The 24929-nt window shown below is 68.2% G+C and carries 21 protein-coding genes and 1 tRNA gene; 15 read left to right on the top strand and 7 right to left on the bottom strand.

Annotated elements, in window-relative coordinates; genetic code table 11:
* Positions 1-19: 19 nt before the first annotated feature.
* Positions 20-1000 carry a LuxR family transcriptional regulator gene (locus ACLM5J_RS03820; RefSeq protein ID WP_413654725.1) on the bottom strand — a complete coding sequence of 327 codons (981 nt, stop codon included), beginning with the start codon at positions 998-1000 and terminating at the stop codon, positions 20-22.
* Between the two features lie 111 nt (positions 1001-1111).
* On the opposite strand from ACLM5J_RS03820, the gene ACLM5J_RS03815 reads away from it, so the two are divergent.
* The 5 genes from ACLM5J_RS03815 (at position 1112) to dmpG (ending at position 4957) form a co-directional block, all read left to right on the top strand.
* Positions 1112-1184, top strand: a tRNA-Arg gene (locus ACLM5J_RS03815).
* Between the two features lie 102 nt (positions 1185-1286).
* Entirely contained in the window at positions 1287-1895 is a 609-nt protein-coding gene (locus tag ACLM5J_RS03810) for a hypothetical protein (protein WP_413654724.1), read from the top strand.
* A 159-nt stretch (positions 1896-2054) separates the two neighbouring features.
* The gene (locus ACLM5J_RS03805; protein WP_413654723.1) at positions 2055-2828 is read left to right on the top strand and encodes an IclR family transcriptional regulator; all 774 of its coding nucleotides are present in this window, start codon (positions 2055-2057) and stop codon (positions 2826-2828) included.
* A 144-nt stretch (positions 2829-2972) separates the two neighbouring features.
* The gene (locus tag ACLM5J_RS03800; RefSeq protein ID WP_413654722.1) at positions 2973-3932 is read left to right on the top strand and encodes an acetaldehyde dehydrogenase (acetylating); all 960 of its coding nucleotides are present in this window, start codon (positions 2973-2975) and stop codon (positions 3930-3932) included.
* Positions 3929-4957 carry a 4-hydroxy-2-oxovalerate aldolase gene (dmpG, locus tag ACLM5J_RS03795; RefSeq protein WP_413654721.1) on the top strand — a complete coding sequence of 343 codons (1029 nt, stop codon included), beginning with the start codon at positions 3929-3931 and terminating at the stop codon, positions 4955-4957. The genes ACLM5J_RS03800 and dmpG overlap by 4 nt, the downstream gene beginning before the upstream one ends.
* 68 nt (positions 4958-5025) lie before the next feature.
* On the opposite strand, the gene ACLM5J_RS03790 is transcribed toward dmpG, so the two are convergent.
* Positions 5026-5295, bottom strand: a complete 270-nt coding sequence (locus ACLM5J_RS03790; protein WP_413655005.1) for a DUF1524 domain-containing protein — start codon at positions 5293-5295, stop codon at positions 5026-5028.
* Between the two features lie 190 nt (positions 5296-5485).
* On the opposite strand from ACLM5J_RS03790, the gene ACLM5J_RS03785 reads away from it, so the two are divergent.
* The 4 genes from ACLM5J_RS03785 to ACLM5J_RS03770 are packed head-to-tail and all read left to right on the top strand — an operon-like array spanning position 5486 to position 9737.
* A complete protein-coding gene (locus ACLM5J_RS03785) occupies positions 5486-6670 on the top strand; it encodes a tyrosine-type recombinase/integrase (protein ID WP_413654720.1) in 1185 nt (394 codons plus the stop codon).
* A gap of 58 nt (positions 6671-6728) precedes the next feature.
* Entirely contained in the window at positions 6729-8849 is a 2121-nt protein-coding gene (locus ACLM5J_RS03780; protein WP_413654719.1) for a tyrosine-type recombinase/integrase, read from the top strand.
* A gap of 4 nt (positions 8850-8853) precedes the next feature.
* Entirely contained in the window at positions 8854-9252 is a 399-nt protein-coding gene (locus ACLM5J_RS03775; RefSeq protein WP_413654718.1) for a DUF6262 family protein, read from the top strand.
* Positions 9253-9305: 53 nt separating this feature from the next.
* The gene (locus ACLM5J_RS03770; RefSeq protein ID WP_413654717.1) at positions 9306-9737 is read left to right on the top strand and encodes a hypothetical protein; all 432 of its coding nucleotides are present in this window, start codon (positions 9306-9308) and stop codon (positions 9735-9737) included.
* A gap of 497 nt (positions 9738-10234) precedes the next feature.
* Here ACLM5J_RS03770 and ACLM5J_RS03765 read toward each other — a convergent pair whose 3' ends face one another.
* Positions 10235-10435, bottom strand: a complete 201-nt coding sequence (locus ACLM5J_RS03765; RefSeq protein ID WP_413654716.1) for a hypothetical protein — start codon at positions 10433-10435, stop codon at positions 10235-10237.
* A 55-nt stretch (positions 10436-10490) separates the two neighbouring features.
* Between ACLM5J_RS03765 and ACLM5J_RS03760 the strand changes: the two genes are divergently transcribed.
* The gene (locus ACLM5J_RS03760) at positions 10491-11723 is read left to right on the top strand and encodes a hypothetical protein (protein ID WP_413654715.1); all 1233 of its coding nucleotides are present in this window, start codon (positions 10491-10493) and stop codon (positions 11721-11723) included.
* Between the two features lie 1266 nt (positions 11724-12989).
* Here ACLM5J_RS03760 and ACLM5J_RS03755 read toward each other — a convergent pair.
* The 4 genes from ACLM5J_RS03755 to ACLM5J_RS03740 all read right to left on the bottom strand — a co-directional run bounded on the left by ACLM5J_RS03755 (position 12990) and on the right by ACLM5J_RS03740 (position 15613).
* Positions 12990-13430, bottom strand: coding sequence for a hypothetical protein (locus ACLM5J_RS03755; RefSeq protein ID WP_413654714.1), 441 nt, complete (start codon positions 13428-13430; stop codon positions 12990-12992).
* A gap of 172 nt (positions 13431-13602) precedes the next feature.
* Positions 13603-14388 carry an SDR family oxidoreductase gene (locus ACLM5J_RS03750; RefSeq protein ID WP_413654713.1) on the bottom strand — a complete coding sequence of 262 codons (786 nt, stop codon included), beginning with the start codon at positions 14386-14388 and terminating at the stop codon, positions 13603-13605.
* Positions 14389-14462: 74 nt separating this feature from the next.
* Positions 14463-15056, bottom strand: a complete 594-nt coding sequence (locus tag ACLM5J_RS03745; RefSeq protein WP_413654712.1) for a copper resistance protein CopC — start codon at positions 15054-15056, stop codon at positions 14463-14465.
* The gene (locus ACLM5J_RS03740) at positions 15041-15613 is read right to left on the bottom strand and encodes a hypothetical protein (RefSeq protein WP_413654711.1); all 573 of its coding nucleotides are present in this window, start codon (positions 15611-15613) and stop codon (positions 15041-15043) included. The genes ACLM5J_RS03745 and ACLM5J_RS03740 overlap by 16 nt, the downstream gene beginning before the upstream one ends.
* Positions 15614-15757: 144 nt before the next feature.
* Here ACLM5J_RS03740 and ACLM5J_RS03735 point away from each other — a divergent pair, with 144 nt between their 5' ends.
* The 5 genes from ACLM5J_RS03735 to recD all read left to right on the top strand — a co-directional run bounded on the left by ACLM5J_RS03735 (position 15758) and on the right by recD (position 24907).
* Complete coding sequence (locus ACLM5J_RS03735) at positions 15758-16108, top strand: hypothetical protein (protein WP_413654710.1); 351 nt, start codon at positions 15758-15760, stop codon at positions 16106-16108.
* Entirely contained in the window at positions 16105-16332 is a 228-nt protein-coding gene (locus ACLM5J_RS03730; RefSeq protein WP_413654709.1) for a hypothetical protein, read from the top strand. The genes ACLM5J_RS03735 and ACLM5J_RS03730 overlap by 4 nt, the downstream gene beginning before the upstream one ends.
* A gap of 81 nt (positions 16333-16413) precedes the next feature.
* Positions 16414-19758 (top strand): exodeoxyribonuclease V subunit gamma, encoded by a 3345-nt coding sequence (gene recC, locus ACLM5J_RS03725; RefSeq protein WP_413654708.1) that lies wholly within the window; start codon positions 16414-16416, stop codon positions 19756-19758.
* A complete protein-coding gene (locus ACLM5J_RS03720; RefSeq protein ID WP_413654707.1) occupies positions 19755-23114 on the top strand; it encodes a UvrD-helicase domain-containing protein in 3360 nt (1119 codons plus the stop codon). Before recC ends, ACLM5J_RS03720 begins: the two co-directional genes overlap by 4 nt.
* Positions 23111-24907, top strand: coding sequence for an exodeoxyribonuclease V subunit alpha (gene recD / locus ACLM5J_RS03715; RefSeq protein ID WP_413654706.1), 1797 nt, complete (start codon positions 23111-23113; stop codon positions 24905-24907). The genes ACLM5J_RS03720 and recD overlap by 4 nt, the downstream gene beginning before the upstream one ends.
* Positions 24908-24929: the final 22 nt, after the last annotated feature.

Raw genomic sequence — 24929 nt, 5'->3', positions numbered from 1 at the left:
TTGCCCTCGCAGTCTGTTCTCAGGCGCCGTGATCCTGGTGCGCGGCGTCCTGGCCGAGCAGATAGCCGAGCTGGAACCGGGTCTCCGCGTCATACTCACGCTTGAGGTCTGCGACGTACGCGGCATAGGTGCGAGGGCTGACTCCCAAGCGCTTGGCGCAGGTGGCGTCTGAATGGCCCTCGATCAGCAGCCGGATCGTCATCGCCCGCTGCTCCTCGGCTATGCTCTGGATGACGGAGGTGTCGCGGCTGGTGAAGGGGCGTCCGCGTTCCCAGGAACGCTCGAACATGTCGACGAGGTAGGCGATCAGGCCGCGGTCGCGGATCACCAGTGCCACCGAGAGATTGTCGCCGCTGGGGATCAGTGCCACCTCACGGTCGACGACGATCAGCCGGTTGAAGAACTCGTCGAGCGTGCGGACCTCGGCACCTTGCGAGGTCACCTCGGCGACATAGGCACGGGTGGCGCGGTTGCGTCGGGCTGCGTGCTGGTAGATCGTCCGCATCGTCACGCCACGTTTGAGTGCGGCGACGTCGCGGTCGGAGGCGATCCTCTGCTGGGTGTTGCTGTGCCCGGTCTGTGGCTGGGCGGTCAGCAGTTCGGACTGGGCGCTGGGCACGACCGAGGCGAGGAAGTGGTCGATCTCGTCGCCGTGCAGTTCGGTGACCTGGCCGATCTGGGTCGACGGCGAGCGGCGGTAGGTCTGGCCGAGGGTGGAGTAGATCTGTGACCAGGCACTCGACTCGGAGATCAGCCGCGCACCCTGGCTGCTGAGCGGGGCGATCACCTGGGCCTGGACCGTGTTCGGGTCGACCGCTGCGTAGCGCTCGTTGTCGAGACGGAGCAGGCCGGCGTCGAGGAGCAGGGTGGTGGCTTCGGGGGCGGAGGTGACGAGCGGATCGGTGACGGCGACGCCGCCACGCTGCGCGATCTCTTCGAACAGGGGAGCGGCGAGCCTCTCGAACTGCTCGCGCCGGTGTTCAAGCTCGTGATCGGCCACGACCCTCCCTTTCTCAACCGCCCTGTGGCCATTGTGCCCGACCGGCGCCGCCGGGCCCCGATTTCGTTCGAACGGCGAAGATCGGCTAAGCTTCACGAGTCCTTGTGACGAGCGCCTGTAGCTCAACGGATAGAGCATCTGACTACGGATCAGAAGGTTTGGGGTTCGAATCCCTACAGGCGCGCAGAGCCAAGAGGCCCTCACTTAACGGTGAGGGCCTCTTGCGTTTCATTCGAAGTGTGTCGGGTATGACTGGTTGCGGTATACACATTTCGGAAGGAACCCCATGAACCTCAAGCGCCTCTCGGCTGCTACCGCCACTGGCGTCCTGACCCTCGGCCTCGCGCTCGGTGCGCCCGCCACCGCCAACGCCGCCGTGAAGGCCGGCGACGTCCCGAGCAAGGGCGACATCGTCAAGATCTTCCCTGAGCTCAAGGGTGGTGAGTTCACCAACGTGAAGGCGAAGAAGCTCGAGGTGCCCACCGCGAAGTGCGGCACCACCAAGAAGATCAGCGTGAAGTCCAGCTACAGCACGGCGGGCAACGCCGTCTCCGAGGCGCGGATCACCGTGATCGGTTCGGGAGTCGCCGAGTTCAAGTCGGTGGCGGCCGCGAAGTCGTACTTCAAGGCCCAGAAGGCGATGGTGAAGAAGTGCAAGAGCTTCACCGCCCACGGCGTGAAGGTCACCCTCAAGTCGGTCAAGGCACCCGCCGTCGGCCAGGAGCGCCTGGCAACGGCTGAGACCTACTCCCTGATGGGTGGCAAGTCCTACGGTGCTTCCGTGGTGATCCGGCACGGCAAGCGCGTCGCCGTGATCAGCGTGGGCGACAGCAAGAAGCCGTCCAGCGCCAAGATGAACAAGATCGCGAAGGTCGCCGCCAAGAAGATGAAGTGACGCCTCCCGCGTGACCTGGCCAGCGCCGTCCTCCGGTGTCAGTAACTGACACGGGAGGGCGGCGTTGCTGGTGGAGCCGGTCGCGGCGCGGTGCCTCGGCGGTACTCTGCGCTCGGTACGCGCGATCAGCGGGGCTGTGGGTGAGTGGAGGTAAGGACGATGCCGGAGGCGCGACTGGACGAGTCCAGCGTGTTGGCGAAGGTGATGAAGGTGCTGCACGCCTTCACCCTGGAGGACCACGGCGTCGGTTTCGCGGAGTTGCAGCGGCGCACGGGGTTGGCGAAGGCGACCCTGCATCGGCTGCTCGGCGACATGGTGATCGCCCGACTCCTCGACCGTGACGAGTCGGGCAGCTACCGGCTCGGTGGGAACCTGTTCGAGCTCGGTATGCGGGCCTCCGTCGAGCGCACGTTGCTGGAGGTCGCCACGCCGTTCCTCGAAGATCTCTACGAGCGAACCCACGAGACGGTGCACCTCGGGGTCCGAGAGGGGACCGAGGTGGTCTACGTCGCCAAGGTGACCGGGCATCGCAAGGTCGACGCGCCGTCGCGGGTGGGCGGTCGTCAGCCGCTGCACTCGACGGCGTTGGGCAAGTCGTTGCTCGCCTTCGCCCCGGACGCCGTCCGCCGCGAGGTGCTCGGAGAACCGCTGGCCCGGATCGCGCCGCGGACCATCGTCGCGCCGGGGCGGCTCGCCGCGCAGTTGGCAGAGGTGAGGTCGCAGGGCGTCGCCTTCGAGTTCGAGGAGTCGCGGGTCGGCGTCGTCTGCGTCGGCGCCCCGATCCTGCTGGACGGCGACCGCGCCGTCGGTGCGATCAGTGTCACCGGTCCGATCACCCGGTTCGAGCCGCAGCGTCACGCGGCCGCGATCAAGGTGGCCGCGTCCGGAATTGCAGCTCTCCTCGCCCGGGGTGACGCGCTCAATGTGACCTGAGCGTCGCGAAATCGCCCGGAAGACAGCGCTGAGGTCACATTGAGCTGTTCTAGTCACCGGAACTCGGAGGTGGCTGTGGGCGCGGATCCGGGTGAGGCTAAGGGTTATGAACTGCCCGCCCGTCCCACTCCAGGAGGAAGCAGCATGAGCGCTGCACCACGGACCAAGGTCGCCATCATCGGCTCCGGCAACATCGGCACCGACCTGATGATCAAGGTCATGCGCACCAGCCAGCACCTCGAGATGGGTGCGATGGTCGGTATCGACCCCGAGTCCGACGGCCTCGCCCGCGCGGCCCGCTTCGGCTTCGCGACCACCCACGAGGGTGTCGACGGCCTGATGGCGCTGCCCAACTTCGACGAGATCGAGATCGTCTTCGACGCCACCTCCGCCAAGGCGCACGTGGCCAACGCTGCCAAGCTGCAGCCGCTCGGCAAGCGGATGATCGACCTCACCCCGGCCTCGATCGGCCCCTACGTCGTCCCCGCCGTCAACCTTGACGAGCACCTCGACGCGCCGAACGTGAACATGGTGACCTGTGGTGGCCAGGCGACGATCCCGATCGTCGCCGCCGTCTCCCGCGTCGTGCCGGTGGCCTACGCCGAGATCGTCGCCTCCATCGCCTCGAAGTCGGCCGGCCCGGGCACCCGCGCCAACATCGACGAGTTCACCGAGACCACCTCGGCCGCGATCGTCTCCGTCGGTGGCGCTGCTCGCGGCAAGGCGGTGATCATCCTGAACCCGGCCGAGCCGCCGCTGATCATGCGCGACACCGTCTTCTGCCTGGTCAACGCCGAGGGCGAGGACGTGCAGGAGCAGATCCGCGCCAGCGTCGAGAAGATGGTCGCCGACGTCGCGGCCTACGTTCCCGGTTACCGGCTCAAGCAGAAGGTGCAGATCACCCCGATCCCCGCCGACCAGCCGGTGGAGACGCTGCTCGCCGAGGGTTCCACCGAGCGCCCCACCCACCAGGTGTCGGTCTTCCTCGAGGTCGAGGGCGCCGCGCACTACCTCCCGGCCTACGCCGGAAACCTCGACATCATGACCTCGGCCGGCCTGCAGGTCGCCGAGCGCATCGCTGCTGGAAAGGCGGCCCAGGCATGAGCAAGACCCCCATCTTCGTTCAGGACGTCACCCTGCGTGACGGCATGCACGCGGTCCGTCACCGGATCACCCCCGAGGACGTGCGCCGCATCGTCAAGGCGCTCGACGACGCCGGTGTGGACGCCATCGAGGTCGCTCACGGCGACGGTCTGGCCGGTTCGTCGGTCAACTACGGCCCCGGATCGAACACCGACTGGGAGTGGATCGAGGCTGCCGCCGACGTTCTGGAGAACGCGCGGCTGACCACGCTGCTGCTGCCGGGCGTGGGCACCATCCACGACCTCAAGAAGGCCTACGACCTGGGCGTTCGCTCGGTCCGGATCGCCACCCACTGCACCGAGGCCGACGTCTCCGCGCAGCACATCGACGCCGCTCGCGAGCTCGGCATGGACGTCTCCGGCTTCCTGATGCTCTCGCACATGGCGCCGGCCGAGGAACTCGCCAAGCAGGCCAAGCTGATGGAGTCCTACGGCGCGCACTGCGTCTACGTCACCGACTCCGGTGGCCGGCTCACCATGAACGACGTCGCTGAGCGGGTCAAGGCCTACCGGGGCGCGCTGAACGCGGAGACCGAGATCGGTATCCACGCGCACGAGAACCTCTCGCTCTCCGTTGCGAACTCCGTCGTTGCCGTCGAGAACGGTGTCTACCGGGTCGACGCCTCGCTGGCCGGTCACGGTGCCGGTGCCGGCAACTGCCCGCTGGAGGCGTTCATCGCGGTGGCCGACCTGGTCGACTTCGAGCACCGCTGCGACCTGTTCGCCCTGCAGGACGCCGCCGACGACATCGTCCGCCCGCTGCAGGACCGCCCGGTCCGGGTGGACCGCGAGACGCTGACCCTCGGCTACGCCGGTGTCTACTCGTCGTTCCTGCGCCACGCCGAGCGTGCGGCCGAGCAGTACGGCGTCGACGTCCGCGACGTGCTGATGGAGTGCGGTCGCCGTCGTCTGGTCGGTGGCCAGGAGGACATGATCATCGACATCGCGCTCAACTTGGTCGAGGCCCGCGAAGGCCAGGCCAGCTGACCTAGGTCGAGCTGAACGGGCGGCGGGTGGAGCTTCCACCCGCCGTCCGCTGCATTTCGGGCACGCGCTCAGCAGTAGTCGAGCATCTCGCGCAGTGCGGCGATCTCGCTGGCGTCTGCGGTGAGCCTCCACTCGTGCTTGATCGCGATCCAGCGGACCGCGTAGGCGCACTGGTACGCCTTGCGTGGGCGCCACGCGGCCGGATCGTCGGCGCCCTTGCTGGCGTTGGTCGGGCCGTCGACCGCGAGCAGGACCGCGAGATCGTTGGCGAACTCCGCGCGGCGCTGCGCCGTCCAGGACGACGCGCCTGAGGCCCAGGCCTCGGCGAGCGGAACGATGTGTTATCTGGTAGCCCCAAGCGTGTGCCGCCGACCACGTTCACTGCCTCCTTGAGAGCCCAGTTGGACCGTCACAGTGGGACGTATCCGTCAATCGTCCAAGTTCATCATCGACGTCTTCGACACGCCGTAGTCGGTGCCCGGGATCCCGTCGATTCGTGCGTAGCGTCCCAAGCAAGCAGGAGGGCAGATGGCAGACACCCAACGAGTGACAGTGGCGATCGGCCCTCCAACCTGGACTGTGGTCGATCAGCGGTACACGATCGTAGAGCCGGTCGAGGTCTTCTTGGAGTTCCTGCGGCAGAGCGACTATTCGCACAACACGGTGAAGTCGTACGCGCGAGCTCTGGCGCTGTGGTGGTCGTTCCTGGAGGGCCGCGATGGATCGTGGCAACAGGTGCACCTGAGGGACTTCGGGTCCTTCATGCAGGCCGTGCGGGCTGGGACGGTCGGGGTTGGCGTGACCGCCCTACCAGAGGTTACGGCGGTGTCAGATGCGACCGTGGCTGTCCGGATGCGTGCCGTGATGTCGTTCTACCGGTTCCACGCCGCTAACGGAGTCGAGGTGGCAGCTGCGCTGTACGAGAAGGTCAGGGCTCCTGGCTCGGCCTACCTGCCGTTCCTGGAGCACATTGCACGTCGCGAGGGCCGGACCGTATCGCGGCTACGTCTGCGGACCACTCGCAGTGAGACGCCGATCCTGCTTCCCTCGCAGATCACTGGTCTGATGGAGCACGAGGCCGTGTGGGACCCGTCCACCGCGACGTGGCTCGGCGACCTTCGCTACCGGCTGTTCTGGGCCTTCTTGGCCGAGACCGGCGCCCGCCTCGGCGAGACCCTTAGCGTTCGGCACTGCGACTGGGTGACCAGCCGGGGCGGCACGCCTTTCGTTCGCCTCACACCGACCGACAACCATCCGCACCACCACCGCCTGAAGACCGGCGCTCGGAAGGTCTTCATCAGTACGCGACTCGATCGCCTGTACGGCGAATTCGTGTGGGCCCTATGCGAAGCCGGGGCCGAGTCGCGAATCCCCGATTGGGACAATGGCTACGTCTTTGTCAACACGCTACGCGAGCCGCTGTACGCGCCGCTGCGGTCAGAGTCGGTGTACGCGCACCTGCGGTCCTTGAAGCGACGGGGCCTGGACCTGCCGCAGAGGATGACTCCGCACTGGTTCCGGCACACGCACGCTACGGCGCTCCTGCTGGCCGACGTGCCGCTGCACGTCGTGAGCCGACGACTGGGCCACCGGGACGTGCAAACAACGATCAACACCTACGGGCATGTGACTGAGGACGCCGAACTCGCCTCGTTGGCCAACTGGCAGGACTTCACGAGAGGCTGGGTGAGCAGTGCCGAACTCGCGCCCTGACACGCTCGCAACGGAGCGCGAGCCGCGCCGTCAAGATCGCCGGGATCCCCGGCTGCCGATGTCGGACCTGTTCAATGCAGAGGTCGCCCGACGCCTGTGGGAATCGCTGCCCGACGACTGCCGAGTCACGGCGTTCACCAGCGCGACGATGCCGAGACACTATTGGGGTGCGATCCGCCCCCGCAACGCGGGACCACCGTCAGCGACTGGCCGCGAGTACACCTCAGTGGCGATCAACTTCAGCAGCCTGCCCAAGACCATGACCTGGGAACTGGCGTGGCTCGTCGGCCGTGAGATCGAACTCGGTCGCATGGTCGACCCGCTCCACTACCGAGCCGCGATCGGCGCGTTGCGGGCCGCGACGAGCCAAGGCACGACCCGCGGACGGTCCGCGCCCTCCCTCCTGTCACTCACGCCTGACGAGTGGATCCGAGAGGTCCACGCGGCCAGGATGCGCGGAGGTTCGTTCGGTGTGTCGTCCGAGGACCATGCTCACGCGACCTTGAAGCGCTTCCAAGACTTGCTTTGCTACGCCTACCACCGGGGCGAGTGGTGGCAACTCAACGTATGGAACCCGGTCCTCGACAAGCGCATCCCTCAGCGCGACCATGAGCCCCACGGGAACCACGTCGCCAACTTCTCGCACCTGACGTCGGAATGGCTCAGAGAGGGCGTGAAGTGGTGGCTGTCGACGATGCTCGAAACTCAGCGCTACTCGTGGAGCACCATCAAGACACGTCTCGACGGGATGAAGTGGCTCCAACGCCACATCGACAACCAAGGCGACCTTGGCCCCATCCTGACGGCTGACCCTGACGACCTCCGGCCCTTCTTCCGCTCCTTCACAGCCGCCATGCGCGACCACCGAGTGATGTCCGGGCGTACCAAGGGAAGGCCGCTGGGTGACACAGTGCGACGACAGACGATGACCACGATCGAGTCGTTCTACCGCCACATGTATGACGAGCGCAGCGAGGCCGCACGGGCCCTCGGCGACGATCGCTGGCTGCGGCTGCGGCCCGAGCACACGGTGCCGTTCCGCCCGGAGGACAAGCCACGACTGGTCAATCGCCCACCAGACGACAAGGTCCTGGAGGACGAAGTGGTTTCCCAGGTCGTCGCTGGCGCCGACCTGCTCGCACGCCCAACGACCGACGGTGGGATCGGTGACATCCAGGCGTTCCACGCGCTCGCTTTGCTCCTACGCACGGGCAGGCGGCTCAACGAGGTCCTGATGATGGACTTCGACCCGCTTCTGCCCCTCGTTGGCGCGACTCCGGAAGACATCGAAGCGGAAGGTGATGGCGCGCTCGTTGCACGGCTCCGTTACCAACTCACCAAGGTCACCGGGGCGGATGCCACGCCGACCATCCCGGTCGACGACGAGATCGTCAGGATCGTCCAGACGCAGCAAGCCGTGGCCCGCGACATGCTCCGCAGCAATGGGGTCACCACCGAACCCCGGTACCTCTTCCTTCGCACGCGCGTGAACCGCTTTGGGCAGGTCCCCTACGCGGCCGCGACCTTCAACTCACGCCTAAGCGAGTTGGCGAAGCGACTCGATGTCAGAGATAGGACGGGGCGACAGGTGCAGATCAGCCAGACCCACCAGTTCCGACACACCAAGGCGACCAGCCTCCTGAACGCGGGCGTGCCACTGCACGTCGTTATGCGCTACTTCGGTCACGTCACCCCGGCCATGACCATGCACTACGCGAAGACCCTCAGCCAGACCGCCGAACGTGAGTTCCTGCGATACCAGAAGGTGACGGCCGACGGTCGCACGCTGCCGATCGACACGTCCGACCTGTTCGACCTGCTGCATCTGGAGCAGCGCGCCGACCGAGTCCTACCCAACGGGTGGTGCATGTTGCCGCCCCGGCAGACATGCGAGCGTGGAAACGCCTGCCTGAGTTGCAGCATGTTCACCACCGACGAGTCGCACCGCCCGGACCTGGAGCAGCAACTTGGCGACACGGAGCGGCTCATCGAAGGCCGTCAAGCGGCATTCGAGGCGAGGAACGGCTGTTCGATGCCCGTCGACAACGTGTGGCTGGTAGGCCGTCGCGGTGAGGCGCGAGCGATTCGTCAGGTGCTTGTCGCCTTGGACAACGTAAGGATTCGGCCCGGCATCGCGGTACAAGGGGCCGGAGTGACCGACCGAACGACGGGAGCGTGACCGAATGGCATCTGACCACTTGAACCGCGCAGCGGCCGAGCGAACCAAAGCCGCGAGCACACGAGCGCGCCGTGCACTGAAGGAAATGGTCACGGAGGACGTCCCGGTGACCTTCGCGTCGGTCGCACGCCGCGCCGGAGTGTCGACGGATTTCCTGTATCGCCAGGCCGACTTCCGGCGGCAGATCGAACGGCTGCGAGCCGCGCCCGGCGGCCGACAAACACAGGTCGCCGAGACAACCCACGATGACGGCTCAACCAGCAGCGCCGTCCTGGCGCTGGCTCGGCAACTTCGCGAGGAGCGGTCGAGGCGCTCCAGCGAAATCGCGGAGTTGAGGAACGCGTTGGCCGCCGCTCACGGGGAAAACCTCAAGCTGCGGCGTCGATTGCGGACCTACGAATAGGCGATCGGATCGATGACGCACTGGTCCCGCGATTCAGTGAGTGCCCTGTTCTCGTGAATCGCGCAGCGAGAGAGGTTGCCCACGTTAAGCTCACCCACAGCGCAAGTGTTCGGGTCGACCACAGGGAAGGCCTGTCGGTGGCCAAGGCTTCCAACTTCACACCAACCCGCTCTGGCACTTACATGAAGAAGTCGATGGCCGCGGTCGCTGCATCCGCGGCGGTCGCAGTGACTATCGGTGGTGTCCTGTACCTCGGAGACGCCGTCGGTGCGTCGCCGGAGAACGAAGCCCAGCAAGACCGTGCACCGGTCGCCGCAGCCGCCGCGCCGGAGATCGCAGCCGTCCCAGAACTCAGCTCGGCCGCTGTCGCTGGCATCAAGACGGAGGGCCCTCTGATTGACGTCCTCAGTGAGGCTGAGGCAGCACGCGCCGAAGGCGTTGTTCCCCGCTCGGAGATAGTCAAGAACGCTCTGGCGGCAGCTTGAGGTGAGTTTGACGCTCCTGAACTTACCGAGGTGTCCTTGGCGCGGGTGACCGTTCCCAACTATGGCAGGTCAATGGACAAGACAGACGACCCCAACAAGCCGCTCGATCTTGACTTGATCATCAGGGATCGCCTGGTCTGGGCCGTGCCGGCTCACATGAAGAATGTCCCTATGTCTCTCGGCGGCTCAGCCCCAAAAACCGACGAGGAGGCGTTGGGGCGAAAGAAGATCCCCGCACCTGTCTTTGATCGAGCGTTCGTCCTCGAGACGCCACAGCTCCGCGGCGGCCTTGGTGCTTTTCTCGATGTAGACACTGGTCACGTCACCCGGGCGGCCAGTGAACGGGCCCCGGCGCCCGGTGCGCAGATGGTCTTCGACCCTGGCCAGGAACTCGGGAGAGCCGCCGGAACGTTGGGGCTGGGTGCGCCACGCGTACCAGGACCAGAGCGGGTCGCGGGGTCGCGGGCGATGAACTCGCTGGCGCCGGTGCGGTCGTATCACCGAACGTAGTCGGTGTCGTTGACCTCGGGGTCTGCCAGCTCGGCCGCCTCGTGGCGGCGCCGGATCTCGTCCTTAGCATCCTGGTACTGCTGCGCGACCTCGTCGACCTGGTCGACCAGGAGCTGACGAACGCCCGCCGCCTCCCAAGAGGCGCACCCATCGCTACCCAACTCCGAGCCGCTCTCCAGCCACAGCATGCAAATTTCCGTGACATGTGTCACATTGATGGCCTGGAAGGTACAAGGGGATCTCATGAAGTTCCGCAAAACGATCGTTGCTGGCTTGGGCTTAGCCCTGGTGCCTGGAGTTCTTACCGTGGCCTTGGCGAACGGCACGGCGCAAGCCCAGCCTGATCCAAGCGAGGATCCGGGTGGTGCCAATCTGGTTGCGGGGATCCCCGCGGAGGAGCAAGCCGACTTACGCGCGATCGCAAGAGACGAAGGCATCAGCTTCGACCAAGCGGTTGATCTCTATGGCTGGCAGAATGAGTACGCTGCCGCAGCCGGAGCACTCGAAAATGCCTACCCCGGCAGTTACGCCGGGTCCTCGATGAATGTCGGCGGAACGCCAGGAGCAACTTTTAGGTTCGTTGGAAAAGTGCCCGCTGGTGTCGAGAAACTCACTCAAGCCATCCCTGTCGCAGTTCACTTCACTGGCGAGGCGGACTACACAAAGGAAGAGATCCGTGTCGCCGTCGAGAAGGCACACACGGCAGTTTTCGAGGCCAGCCACTCGCTCAAGGGACAAGAGGTTTCGACAGAGTACGACGAGGCCAACAAGACAGTTGAAGTGACAGTGGCTGTGGAAGCGAGCAGCTCCGACGCACGCGGTGCGCTGATCAGTGTCGCTGAAGCTGCCCTGCAAGCGACACGACTGCAGATCCCCGCACGCGTATCGGCTGCCGCCCCCGGCTCGACCGGCGACGACGTTGTTCGAGGCGGCGTGGTGCTAGGCGGAAGCTCCAGCGCGTCGTACTCATGCACGTCTGGCTGGCCCGTCAAAGAAATTGGAGTGGCGCGTCAAGGTCTGATTACGGCTGATCATTGCCCAAACTCGATGAGCTACGTGGGAAGAAACGTACTCACTTACCGCAGCCGCCTGCCTTCTAGCAGCGGCGACATCCAATACATGAGCAGCACCGAGGAGGTCGGCAGGGAGTTCTATTGGAAGGTCGGCTCCTACCGCACTGTCACCGGCCTCAGCGCACCTGCCAATGACCTCCGACTTTGCAAGTTCGGGCGCAGCTCTAACGAGACGTGCGACAGCGTGCGCGACACCACCACCTGCCGGGACTCGTACTGCAACCTGGTGTCCATGGACGACCGCGAAGCGGCGTCAGGGGACAGCGGGGGCCCCTGGTACTACGGAACGATCGCCTACGGCGTTCACTCGGGCTACCACACCCATCTGCTCCAGAAGCGCGACCAGTTCACACCGCTCTACAACACGCTCAACGACGTCGGCGTCAAACTTCGGACCGGCTGACGTGCGGGCCTGGGTGACTGCTCTCGTTTGCGCTCCGCTGGCGCTGGCGTTGAGTTGCTCCGAGGACAGCAGCGGCCAACGGAGACCTGATCAGATCGACCTCGGACTTAAGATCCTTCTCAGCGACAGCGATGACCCCGGTTCCGGATCGGATGTTCAGTTCAACGGCACGATCGTCTCCGTGGGCTCGTGCTTCGGACTCGAGTCCGAAGGGGTGTCCGTCCCCATAGTTTGGCGCCCTGGCACAACAGCAAGCCACGGCGGAATTGCCCTCAAGGATGACGAAGGGACCTTGAAGCTGATGGACGTCGTCACGGGAGACGGGGCCTTCCTACCTGCTTCTGCGAAAGCGGAGGGCATACCGGTCATTCCCGACGGGTGCATGTCCATTACAGGAGAAGTTCTGCTGGTCCAGCGGATTTCGAAGTCCGACTAGCGGATCTCCTTCGACCTGCTGCGGCGGCCAGAAAGCACGCCATAGCCAAGCACCCCCGCGCCCGCGCCACCGCTGACGAGAGACACCAAACGCCTCTCGCTACGCGACTTCGAGCAAGCCTCATCAACGCCCCTGACGTCTGACTGGCTCGGGGCCAGAACACTTCCACAAGCCCCAGCGTCGGATTCGACCGGCGCCAAGGAGAAGGCCAACCCAATGAGACAGAGGGTTCCGCCTACCAGAAGCGATGCCACGTTGACCGGATGCTCGGTTCTTCTCACTGAGGCTCCTTTGCTTGGACCTAGGATGTTCGAGAATTACGCTGGGACCAGTGCCCCGTTGCCTGGAGCCCTCAAGCGCCAGGGACCTCGTTGTAACGATATGCCGGTTCCGAGTTCCCGCCCAGATCATTTTGACTCTCCTGGCCCCGACACAGTTCCTTAGGAACAAGTGGGTCGGAGTTCGCCCGGCGAGCAGGTCGTCACGGGAGCCAACCCAACTCGCGAAATCGGCTCACCTGTCTCGTTGCCCGCCCCTTCCGAGCCCGCGATTGCTCACCCGCCTTCACCTACCCAAGAGAGGCTCTGCCGGCTGAGTTGAGTTCGTGCTCAGTGAAGGTGATTCGGGCGAGCGCGTTCGGTCGCTTCGGTGGCTCGGACTCGCCGATAGCTCGGCGAGTCTGTGCAGGCAGCATGGCTACCCGGTGTACGAGAAGTGAGATGTCGTACCTAACCCGGGCCGAGCAAGAGTTGAAACGAGCCGACTGTCAGCGACATGCCGGTGACGGTCTGAACTGCATCTATGTGTCTAGCTTGCGACGTAGGTATGGATTATACGTGGTCGATCTGGACCGCCTGAGCCTGTGACGGGTTCTTGAGGTCGTCGAGCTGCAACGTGCGGCCCGAGTATGGGTCGCGCCAGGTGCCGGCCAGGACGTCGTGGTCGCAACGGCCCTGCTGTTGGACCCGGGTACTGCCGGGGACGGCATCGCGGAGCAGGACGTCGTCCCGCTGGTTGCAGCCGTTGCGGTCGGTATCGCGCCACGCACTCCCGAACGCCTTGCGCTGGTAGTCGGTCGGCCGCGCGCGAGGCGCTTGGCGCAAGCCGTCGAGCAGGGTGGCGGCGCGTTCGGGGGAGAGCGGAGGAGCAGTGCCCGGCGTGACGGAGGCATCGGTGGTGTCGCTGAAGTCGACGTCGAGAGTGCAGGCGGAGAGGGTGAAGCCGAGGGCGATCACCAAGGGCGCGAGGAGCGGGGCGAGAAGGCGTGGCATCGCTGCGATCATGCCAACCGGCTCCGACAGATCCTGAGCTGGTCGCGGTACTGATCCAGACCGGTGGGAGCAGGAAATGACAGACAGTCAGCAAGTGGTGCAAGATGTGATCAGACGCCCAGCAGGTGACCCGAGACTCCTGCTGGGCGTCGTTCATTTCCTGCCGCTCGGGCTACTTGCTGCGCGGCGCTGCCAGGTAGCGGTTCAGCAGTCGCAGAGCCCACGCCGGCGTGACCTGGGCTCCGGAGAGCAGGGCCTTCGCCTGTAGCCCGACGGCACGGTGGACGGGCCCCTTGCCGGCTGCCGCAGCGGCCTCCAGCACTGCCTGCGCGACGTCGTCGGCGGTGAGTCTGATGCCGAGCGACTCAGTGCTGCGGGTGTGCATCTCGTCGGTCATCGCGGTCGCCACGAAAAGCGGCCAGAGCGCCGTCACGCTGATGTCGTGCTCGCGCCACTCCAGATCGAGCGCCTCGGTCAGTCCCCGGACGGCGAACTTGGTGGCCGAGTAGGTGGCCAGCTCAGGCTGCCCGTAGATCGCGGACGCCGACGCCAGGTTGATCACCCGCGCGCCGCGGGTCCGGGCCAGGTAGTCGAACGCGGTGTGGCAGCCGTTGAGGACGCCGGTCACGTTGATCTCGACGATCCGCTGCTGGAGCCGCAGGTCGATCTCCTCGAACCTGCCGGAGGAGAGGATGCCGGCGTTGTTCACGAGCACGTCGAGGGTGCCGTCAGGGCCGACGAAGGTGGCCAGCGCCGAACGCCACGCCTCGGCGTCGGTGACGTCGAGCAGACCGGTGACCAGGTGCTCGCTCGCTGTCGCCTGCGCCAACGAGGCCAAACCCAGCTCGTCGACGTCGAAGGCGCCGACGCGGTAGCCCGCGTTCAGGAAACGGAGTGCGGTGGCGCGGCCGATGCCGGCTGCGGCGCCGGTGATCAGGACATTCGGACGAGAACTCAACTCAACCCCCTGGGAGACGACGCCTCAGTGTGCCGTAGGCCCAAGGGGTTGAGCAGGTGTCTTGCCGGACGGACTCAGCTGGCGGGCGGTGCCGTCGGCTTCGCGTCGTCCTCGTCGTCGCCCTCGCGGCGGCTGCGGACTACCGCGACGCCGGCCAGTCCAGCCGCGAGCACCGCGACGCCGGCCAACAGCCAGACGGCCCACATCGGGAACTCGTCCTGCTCCTGGTCGGAGAGCGACTTCGCGTCGGCGGGTTCGCCGAGGGTGCTGACGTCGCAGGTCATCGGGTCGGCCTGCTCGCCACCCTCGGCGACCTCGAACTCGTAGTTCCCGCGGACCGGGTGGCCGTCCTCGCTCGTCACGTCGTACCGGATCGTGTGGACACCCGGCTCAAGTGCGTCGACGCGGGCACACAGGTAGCTGGTGTCGCCTGCGGTCTTGGCAGCACTGATCGGCAGACCCTTGTCGTCGGCGTCGAGGAGCGCGATCTCGTTCTTGCCGTTCGGGTCGAGTGCCTCACCGAACCGGAGCGCGATCACCTCGGCACCGGGGGCGACCTTGTCACCGGGACCGGGACTGCCGTCGAGCAGGGTGGTGTGCGCCCAGGCGGTGGAGGTGCCGGCGAGGAGCAGGGCGGGGGCCGCGAGGCCGATCAGAAGTTTGCGCATGCCAATCGGTTATCCATCAGTTCGGCAGGGTGCACGACGATCGACTTGGCGGCGTCGCCCACCTTCTGCGGGTTGGTCACGGTTGCGGTTCCGGCGCCCTGGGCGTCGGAGGTGAAGGCGAGGTGGACCTCGTTCGGCGGCTGGTCGCTGCCGGCCGGGTCGAAGGCGAAGTGAGCGCCGCCGTTGTCGACCTGGCACTTGGCAGCATGCAGGTGCAGCATGTAGTCGGTCTCGGCAGCGAGGCCGGTGAGCTCGACGGTGACCGTGGTGCCGTCACCGTTCTCCGCCACCCAGACGTCGCCCGCGACCGAGTCGCTGCCAGGGGGCGCGGTCTTCAGCTTGGTGAACTTGCCGGTCCGGACGTCGGCCCCGGTGAGTTCGTTGGCCGGAGTGGCGTCGGGCTCGTTCATGACGTGGCCGCTGTGGTCCTCGGCCCCGTTGTTGGAGCTGTGGTCGTCGCCGGCGTGGTCCTTGGACTTGTCGTCGTCGGAACCGCAGGCCGTCAGGCTCAGTGCGAGAAGTGCAGCGACACCCAGTCGCAGAGTCGTGGAACGCATGGCCTCCATTGTGCCGGAGGGGAGGTTGGCGGGGGCGGGGACTCCTTCGGGCTCGGTCGGCCCGTGGCGTTGATGGCATAGATCGGACACTTCGCGCCCCCGCCGGTGCCGGTTCTGGAAGGCTGGGCCACGAAGGAGGGCGATGTGTGGCGTTGGACGGACGGGTTGCCGGTGACCGCGGTGTTCTGCGGCGTCTGGGCGACCGAAGCCTGGGGTGATCGTGTCGGCTTCTCGGTAGCGATCCTGATCGGAATCGTGGCCGGGGTGGGCTGGTTCTGGCTCGCGCCTGTCGGGTTCGCCAAGAAGGCCTGGCTGTGGGTGCTGTACCTCGCCGGAGTATGCGTCGCTGGGGCCGTCGCCGGCCAACTGGAGGGGCCGGGACTGTTGCCGGGCGGGCTCGCGGTCCTCGGCGTCGTCGGCGGGCATCTTGTTGCGGAGCGGTTCGCGTGGCAGCGCAGGCCTGCGACGGCCACGCGGCACGAGTTGATCGGGTGAACGTCTCCGCCGACCTGGGTCTGAAGTGGGCGCGAGATGCTGCGCTCCTCGGAACGCTGATGATCGTGGTCACGCTCGGAGCGATGTACTTCGACCGCGGTGTGCCGTGGGGCTTCTACCTCGCGGGTGCCGCTGCCCTCGGCGTCGCCTGGTGGCGCGACTGGAAGTTGGAGCGTCTCCGCATCGAACACGAGGCCGCGGTAGCGCGGTGGGGCCGGCGCTGAACTACCGGCGGAAGCGTGCGGCACACCGTGCCGCGGGTGGCTGGGAGGGCTGTGTCGGAAGGGCGTGGAAGGGTATGCCCCGTGACCTTGCACCTGCACCGCGCCGAGCGCACCGACCTCCTGGCTGAGGGCCTGGGGCGGATGCTCGCTGCGCCGTTGCCGGATCCGTTCGTGCAAGAGGTCGTGGTGGTGCCCGCGCGCGGCGTCGAGCGTTGGCTGGGTCAGCAGCTCTCGCACCGGCTCGGGGTGGGCCCGCGCGGCGGGGACGGCGTCTGTGCCGGGGTGCGCTTCACCAGCCCGCACTCATTGGTCGCGCTCCTTCTCGGCCGGGAGAACGACGACCCGTGGCACCCCGACCGGCTGGTCTGGCCGGTGCTCAGCGCCATCGACTCCAGTCTCGACGCGCCCTGGGCCGCCACCTTGGCTGCTCACCTCGGCCACGGGCTGAGCGGGCCGGACGCCGAGCTGCGGCACAACCGGCGCTACTCCGTGGCCCGCCGGCTCGCCGGGCTCTTCGCGTCCTACGCCACGCAGCGTCCGCAGCTGCTCACCGATTGGCGCGAAGGCCGCGACACCGACGGCGTCGGAAACCCGCTCGACGCAGACCTACGCTGGCAGCCGGAGCTGTGGCGCTGGGTCCTCGACCTGGTCGATGAGCCTGCCCCGGACGCCCGTTTGCTGCGGGTCGTCAGCGCGCTCCGCGACGGTGAGGTCCCCGCCGACCTGCCGCCACGGCTCTCCCTCTTCGGGCATACCCGGATCCCGGCCAGCGAGGTCGAGCTGTTGGCCGCTCTCGGTCGACACCGCGACGTCCACCTCTGGTTGCCGCAGCCCTCCGCCGCGCTCTGGGTGCAGTTGAACGCCGTCACGGCTGCCGGTCCGGTGGCTCGCGACGCCGACACCGCAGGGCAGCAGATCGAGCACCCGCTGCTGGCCACTCTGGGGCGCGACGCGGTCGAGCTGCAACGCACACTGGCTGCGGCCGGAAGTGCCGTCGACCATGAACCGGCGACCGTCGAGGAGGGCAGCGACACTCTGCTCTCCCGGCTCCAGGCGGACCTCCGTGCCAACCGGGTCCCGGTGCCCGGCTCGGCCGCCCCCGATGACGACTCGCTCCAGGTCCACGCCTGTCACGGCCCGGCCCGGCAGGTCGAGGTGCTGCGCGAGGTGCTGGTCGGCCTGCTCGCGGACGATACGACTCTGGAACCGCGCGACGTCCTCGTGATGTGTCCCGACATCGAGACCTACGCCCCGCTGATCCAAGCCGGCTTCGGTCTCGGTGAGGTCGAGCCCGGCGAGCCCGGCCACCCGGCGCATACGCTCCGGGTCCGCCTCGCCGACCGCTCACTCGCCAGCACCAACCCGCTGCTCGCGGTCGCTGCTCGGCTGGTGCAGTTGGCCGGCGGCCGGGTCGGCGCTACCGAGGTGCTCGACCTGCTCGCCACCCCGGTGGTCGCAGGCAGGTTCGGGCTCGACACCGACGATCTGGCCACCATCGCCCGCTGGGTCGAGGAGTCCGGTGTCAGCTGGGGCATGGACGCGGCCGGCCGGGCCGAGTTCAAGCTCGACTCGATCGGCCAGAACACCTGGCGCGCCGGCCTCGACCGAATGCTGCTCGGCGTCGCGATGGCAGAGGGCCACCACGGCCGCCTCGGACCGGCACTACCACTCGACGACGTCTCGTCCGGTGATGTCGAGCTGGTCGGCCGGATCGCCGAGTACGTCGACCGGGTGGCCACCGCGATCGACGCGATCCTCACCGCCACCACCGTCAGCCAATGGATCGCCCGGCTCACCGAGGCGGTCACCGCGATCACCCGGGTCCCGCAGCGGGACGTCTGGTTGGTGGCCCAGTTCGAGCGGGAGCTCGCCGCGATCGCTCAGTCCGCTGCCGAAGAGACCACCCTGGCGCTCAGCGACATCCGCACCCTGCTGGAGCACCGGCTCGCCGGGCGCCCGACCCGGGCCAACTTCCGGACCGGCACGCTGACGGTCTGCACCATGGTGCCGATGCGTTCGGTGCCACATCGCGTGGTCTGCCTGATCGGCCTCGATGACGGCATCTTCCCGCGGGTCCGTGCCGTCGACGGTGACGACGCCCTCGCCCGTTCGCCGCGCACCGGCGAACGCGACCTCCGCAGCGAGGACCGCCAGCTCTTCCTCGACGCCGTCCTGGCAGCCACCGACAAGTTGGTGATCACCTACAGCGGCGCCAACGAACACTCGGGGGCCGAACGCCCGCCGGCCGTCCCGCTCGGCGAGTTGATCGACGCCGCCAAGCAGACCGCGCCCGAGGCGAACGTCGTGGTCCGCCACCCGCTCCAGGCGTTCGACCGCCGCAACCTGGAGCCCGGCCTGGTCTCAGCGCGCCGACCTTTCTCGTTCGACCGCGCGGCGCTGGCCGGGGCCCGGGTCGCCGAGGGAGAGCGTCGTCCTCGCGGTCCGCTGCTCAGCGCTCCGCTCCCGGCCCGGCCGACCCGCGAGGTGTCGTTGGTCGACCTGCAGCGCTTCCACGCCCACCCGGTCCGTGAGTTCCTCCGAAGCCGGTTGGAGGTGACCACTCCGCTGGAGGAGGAGATCGCCGCCGACGCGATCCCGATCGACCTCGACGGGCTCGCCAAGTGGGGCGTCGGGGACCGCCTCCTCAACGACGTCCTGGCCGGTCTCGACCCGGCCGAGAGCATGCTCGCCGAACAGCTCCGCGGCAAGCTGCCGCCGCTGGCCCTCGGCACCCGCGCGCTGGCCGAGATCGTGCAGAACGTCCAGCAACTCGTCAACCGCACTGCGCCGCTGCGCCAGGGCACGCCGCGCTCCGTCGACGTCGATGTCGACCTGGGCGAAGGCCGCCGTCTCACCGGCACGGTGACGGGCATCTTCGGCCACCAACGGGTCGCGATCACCTACTCCCGGATCCGGGCCAAGCAGCGGCTCGCCAACTGGATCGACCTGGTCGCGCTCGCAGCCTCCTACCCGGACGAACATTGGACCGCCTCCGCGGTCGGGCGAGGCCGCGCGGGAGTCACCCAGGCACTGGCCGGACCGCTCGACCATCGCGCTATCGACCACCTACGGGTGCTCGTCGACCTCTACGACCAAGGGATGCGCGAGCCCCTGCCGATCCCGTTGGAGACCGCTCTCGGCTGGGCCGAGGGGCAGTTCCAGGCCCAGCGCGGCAACCCGGCCGACCCGTTGGAAGCGGCCCGGAACGCCTGGTTCCCGCGCCAGGCCCGCGACTTCACCATCGACGGCGACTGCGACGACGCGTCGCTGCGGATGGTCTACGGAGACAAGGCGGAGCTGGATGTGCTGCTCGGTCCGGTCCGTGACGACCAGCCCTTCGCCGAAGCCGGGCACCGGCTCGGCCAGTTGGCCTGGCGGCTCTGGTCCCCGCTGCTGGAGGGTGGCGAGCGGGTGATGTCGCTGTGAGCCCCGACCTCGCCCCGTTCGCGATCACCGATCCGCTGCCCACCGGAACCACGCTGCTGGAGGCCAGCGCCGGCACCGGGAAGACCTGGACCATCGGCGCCCTGGTCGCCCGCTTCGTCGCCGAAGGGGTGGCCACCCTCGAGGAGATGCTGGTCGTCACCTTCGGCCGCGCCGCCAGCCAGGAGCTGCGCGAGCGGGTCCGCAGCCAGTTGGTCGAGCTGGAGGCCGCGCTCGGCGCCCCGGAGACCGTCCCCGGCGGCAATGAGGTGGTCGACCTCCTGATCGGGGTCGACGACGACGAACGCCTGCGCCGCCGTCGCCGGGTCCGCGAAGCACTGGCTGGCTTCGATGCCGCCACGATCGCCACCACCCACCAGTTCTGTCAGCTGGTGCTGCGGAGCCTCGGCGTGGCCGGCGACACCGACGCCGACGCGACCCTCGTCGACGACCTCGACGATCTCGTGGTGGAGGTCGTCGACGACCTCTATCTCCGGGGGTTCGCGCGCAGCGACGAAGGCCCGGCGTTCAGCCGGCGGACGGCGCTCGCGATCGGCCGCGCCGCGATGGGCGACCCGCAGGCCCGGCTGCAACCCACCGACGACGACCCTGCCGGAGGGCCCGGGCGTCGGGTCGCCTTCGCCGGACTCGTCCGCCAGGAGGTCGAGCGCCGCAAGCGGAAGCTCGGTGTCCTGGGCTACGACGACCTGCTCAGCCAACTCGCCGACGCGCTCGTCCACCCGGACGCCCCGGCCCGGGTGCGGATGCGGCAGCGCTGGAAGGTGGTACTGGTCGACGAGTTCCAAGACACCGACCCGGTGCAGTGGCAGGTCCTCGACCGGGCGTTCACCGGTCACGCCACGATGGTGTTCATCGGTGACCCGAAGCAGGCGATCTACGCCTTCCGAGGCGGCGACGTGGTCACCTATCTCGACGCCGCCGAGACGGCCGGGGACCGCCGGACCCTAGGCACCAACTGGCGCTCCGACCCGCCGTTGCTGGACCGGCTCAACACCGTCCTCGACGCGGCCGCGCTCGGTGACCCGCGGATCGTGGCGCGGCACGTCGACGCCGCCCACACCGGTTCGCGGCTGATCGGCGCGCCGGAGCCGGAGCCGTTCACCGTCCGGGTGCTCAACCGCTCCGACTTCGGCTCCAAGGGTCGACGCAAGGTGGCGATCGGGCGGATCCGGCCCGCCGTCGCCGCCGACTGCGCCCACCAGATCAAGGCTCTGCTCGCCTCGGACGCCACCTTCGACGGGCGGCCGATCCGGCCCGGCGACGTCGCCGTACTGGCACATACCGGCAAGCAGTTGCAGCTGGTCTACGACGCCCTCAGCGAGCTCGGCGTCCCCGCCGTCATCGCCGGCGGTGGCAGCGTCTTCTCCACACCTGCGGCACGCGAGTGGCTGGCGCTGCTCGAGGCGCTCGAGCAACCGCACCGGGCCGCCCGCGCCCGAGCGGCGGCGTTGACCGCCTTCGTCGGCGTGGACGCCGTCGCCCTGGACGCCGACCCCGATCTCACCGACCGGCTCTCCCAACGCTTCGTGGGCTGGGCGGGCCTCTTCGCCCAACGTGGTGTGGCCGCGGTGTTGGAGGCCAGCGTGGTCGGTGGCCTCTACGCCCGGGTGCTCGGCGATACGGGCGGGGAACGCCGCCTCACCGACCTCAAGCACGTCGGCCAGGCGCTGCACCAGATGGTGCTCACCGAGCGGCTCGGCCTCGTCGCGCTGGTGCAGTGGCTGCGCCGTTCGATCGCCGAGGCAGCCACCGACACCGGGAGTGAACGGACCCGGCGTCTCGACAGCGACGCCGCCGCCGTCCAGCTCGTCACCATCCACGGCAGCAAGGGGTTGCAGTACCCCGTCGTGCACCTTCCGTTCGTTGCCGACCGGTGGGTCCCCGAACCGGATATCCCGCGGTTCCACGCGCCCGCCGACCACCACCGGGCGCTCGACGTCGGCGGCCCCGGTGGCAGCGGTTGGCACGAGGCGCTCCGGTTAGCCAAGGCCGAGGAAGCGGGGGAGTCGCTGCGGCTGCTCTACGTGGCGATGACCCGCGCGCAGAGCCAGGTCGTCACCTGGTGGTTCCCCTCCACGAACACTCCTGACTCGTCGCTGCACCGGCTCCTGGTCGGTCGGGGGCCGGGCCACGCCGCAGTCCCTGACCGGCACGAGCTGCCCGACAACGACGACGTGATGGTCTACTTCGAGGCCTGGCAGGCCCGCGGCGGACCGACATGGCGACGCGTCGAGCCGCCGGCCGCTTCGCCCGAGCTCGTCTCCGAGGAGCGTTCGCCGCTCGGCGTCCGCGAGTTCGGGCGGGTCGTCGACACCGCCTGGCGCCGGACCTCCTACTCCGCGTTGAGCGCTGCCGCCCAGCAGGCCGCAGTCCCGTCCGCGGGAGCGCTGCGGATCGGTGAGGTGGGCAGCGAGCCCGAGGAGACCCCGAAGACCGACGAACCGGCCGGCGTCGACACCAGCACCTCGCAGAACCAGCGCGCCCAGGAGACCGCCGACGGCGCCGACCCGCTAGCGACCCTGTCGCCGATGGCGACCCTCCCGGTGGGAGCGACCTTCGGTTCCCTGGTGCACGGCGTCCTGGAACACGCCGACCCCCAGGCAGCCTCCTGGCCCGACGAGTTGCGTCGGGTCGCCGCCGAGCAGCTGCTCCGTTGGCCCGTCGAGCTGGATCTCGACGTCCTGGTCGATGCCCTCGTCGAGGTCTGCGCCTCGCCGCTCGGCTCGTTGGCCGGCGACGTGAGCCTGGCGCAGATCCCGCTCACCGAGCGGTTGCGCGAGCTGGAGTTCGAGTTCCCGCTCGCCGGGGGCGACCATCCCACGGTGACAGCTCCGGTCCTGCTCGGCGACCTCGCACCGGTGCTCCGCCGGCACCTGCCCACGGGCGATCCGCTGCTTCCCTACGCCGACGCCCTCGCAGACCCGGCGCTCGGCACCCAGAGCCTGAAGGGCTACCTCACCGGCTCGATCGACGTCGTGCTCCGCGTCGACGGGCGCTACCTGGTGGTCGACTACAAGACCAACTGGCTGGGCCCGATGGGCGAGCCACTCTTCGCCGACCACTACCGGCCGTCAGCTCTGGCCGAGGCGATGGGCCACTCCGACTATCCGCTGCAGGCAGTGCTCTACGCCGTCGTCCTGCACCGCTATCTGCGTTGGCGCCTACCCGACTACGACCCCGACCAGCACCTCGGCGGGGTGCTCTACCTCTACGTGCGCGGCATGTGCGGTGCCGCGACGCCGCGGATCGACGGCGAACCGACCGGTGTCTTCGCCTGGCGACCGCCGACCGCTCTGGTCCTCGAACTCAGTGACCTGCTCGACGGAGGCGCACGATGAGTGAACTGTTCGAGCCGGACGGTCCTTACGACCAGCGGCTCGCCCTGCGTGCCGACGGCACGCTGGCCGCCTTCAACCAGGCGGGTGTCCTCAGTGCGGCCGACGTCCACGTCGCCACCCGACTCGGGGCGCTGGCCGGGGAACACGACCCTTCCGTCCTGCTCGCGGTAGCGCTGGTCAGCCGCGCGGTCCGGGGCGGCTCGGTCTGCCTGGACCTAGCCGAGGCGCGGGTCAGTCTGAGCGAGGTGGCCGCGGAGCTGCCGTGGCCGGAGCTCGACGGCGGCGCGGATGACACCTGGCTGGCTCGCGTGCGGAGCAGCCCGCTGGTCGCCGCGGGCGTGGTCCACCTCGACTACGACCTGGTCTACTTCGATCGCTATTGGCGCCAAGAGGTCCAGCTCTGCGACGACTTGCTGGCCCGTGCCGCGCGTGGCATCACCCTCGTCGATGACACCGTCCTCGCCTCTGCCGAGCGGCTCTTCCCCGGCGACTCCTACGCCGAGCAGCGCGCCGCCGCGCTCGCTGCGGTCGGGTCGCGGACCACGGTGCTGACCGGCGGCCCCGGCACCGGAAAGACCACCACGGTCGCCGGGCTCCTGGCCCTCCTTGCCGCGCCTGGCGGGCGAGCGCCGCGGATCGCCCTGGCTGCGCCCACCGGCAAGGCCGCCGCGCGGCTGCTGGAGGCGGTGCAGGGCGAGATCGCCCACCCGCGGTTCACCGAGGCCGAGCGGGAGGTGTTGGCGGAGCTGAGCTCCTCGACGCTGCACCGGCTGCTCGGTTCGCGCCCCGACAACAGCACCCGGTTCCGGCACCACCGCGGCAACCGACTGCCGCACGACATCGTCGTCGTCGACGAGACCTCGATGGTCTCGCTGACGATGATGGCCAGGCTGGTGGAAGCCCTGCGCCCCGAGGCCCGGTTGATCCTGGTCGGTGACCACAACCAGCTCGCCTCGATCGACGCCGGAGCCGTCCTGGCCGACCTGGTCGCCGGCCTTCCCGACGGGCCCGGTGCACCGGCGGTCGTCGGTTCGCTGCACACCAACCACCGCTCCCAGCGGGACATCATCGAGCTCGGCGAGGCGATCCGGGCCGGTGACGCGGACGCCGCCGTCGCGCGCCTGCAGACGCCGTCCGACGAGGTCACCTACTCCGACCAGACCGGTGTCCTGGGGGACGACCTCAAGGCGAGCATCCTGGAGGTGGCCCTCGCTGTCCGTGCCGCCGCCCGGGCCGGTGATGCGGTAGAGGCGCTGAGTGTGCTCGACCGGCACCGCCTGCTCTGTGCACACCGCGACGGACCCCTCGGTGTCGAACACTGGAACCGCCAGGTCGAGGAGTGGATCGCCGAGGCCACCCGCGGCGAAGGGGACGATCCGCTGATCGACCCCTGGTACGTCGGTCGCCCGGTCCTGGTGCGGGTCAACGACTACTCGCTCGGCCTGCACAACGGCGACGTCGGGGTAGTGATCCGGGAGCCGGACGGATCGGTGCGGGTCGCCTTCCAGAGCACCGGCGGGATCGTCGCGTTCCCGCCGTCGCGACTCTCGGCGATCGAGACCATGCACGCGATGACGATCCACAAGTCGCAGGGCTCGCAGGCCGCACAGGTCACGGTATTGCTACCGGAGGAGGAGTCCCGGTTGTTGACCCGCGAGCTCTTCTACACCGCCGTCACCCGTGCCCGGTTCCGAGTCAACGTGGTGGGTGCCGAGTCGGTGGTGCGGTCGTCGCTGGCCCGCCGGGTCAGCCGAGCGAGCGGGCTGCGACAACGGTTGGAGCCGACCAGGTGAACGCTCAGGCGATCCTCCGGTT

It is taken from the genome of Nocardioides sp. Bht2 (genome assembly GCF_047308515.1).
Classification (GTDB): domain Bacteria; phylum Actinomycetota; class Actinomycetes; order Propionibacteriales; family Nocardioidaceae; genus Nocardioides.
The sequence above is the reverse complement of the archived record's forward strand: the minus strand, read 5'-3'. Positions and strand labels throughout refer to the sequence as shown.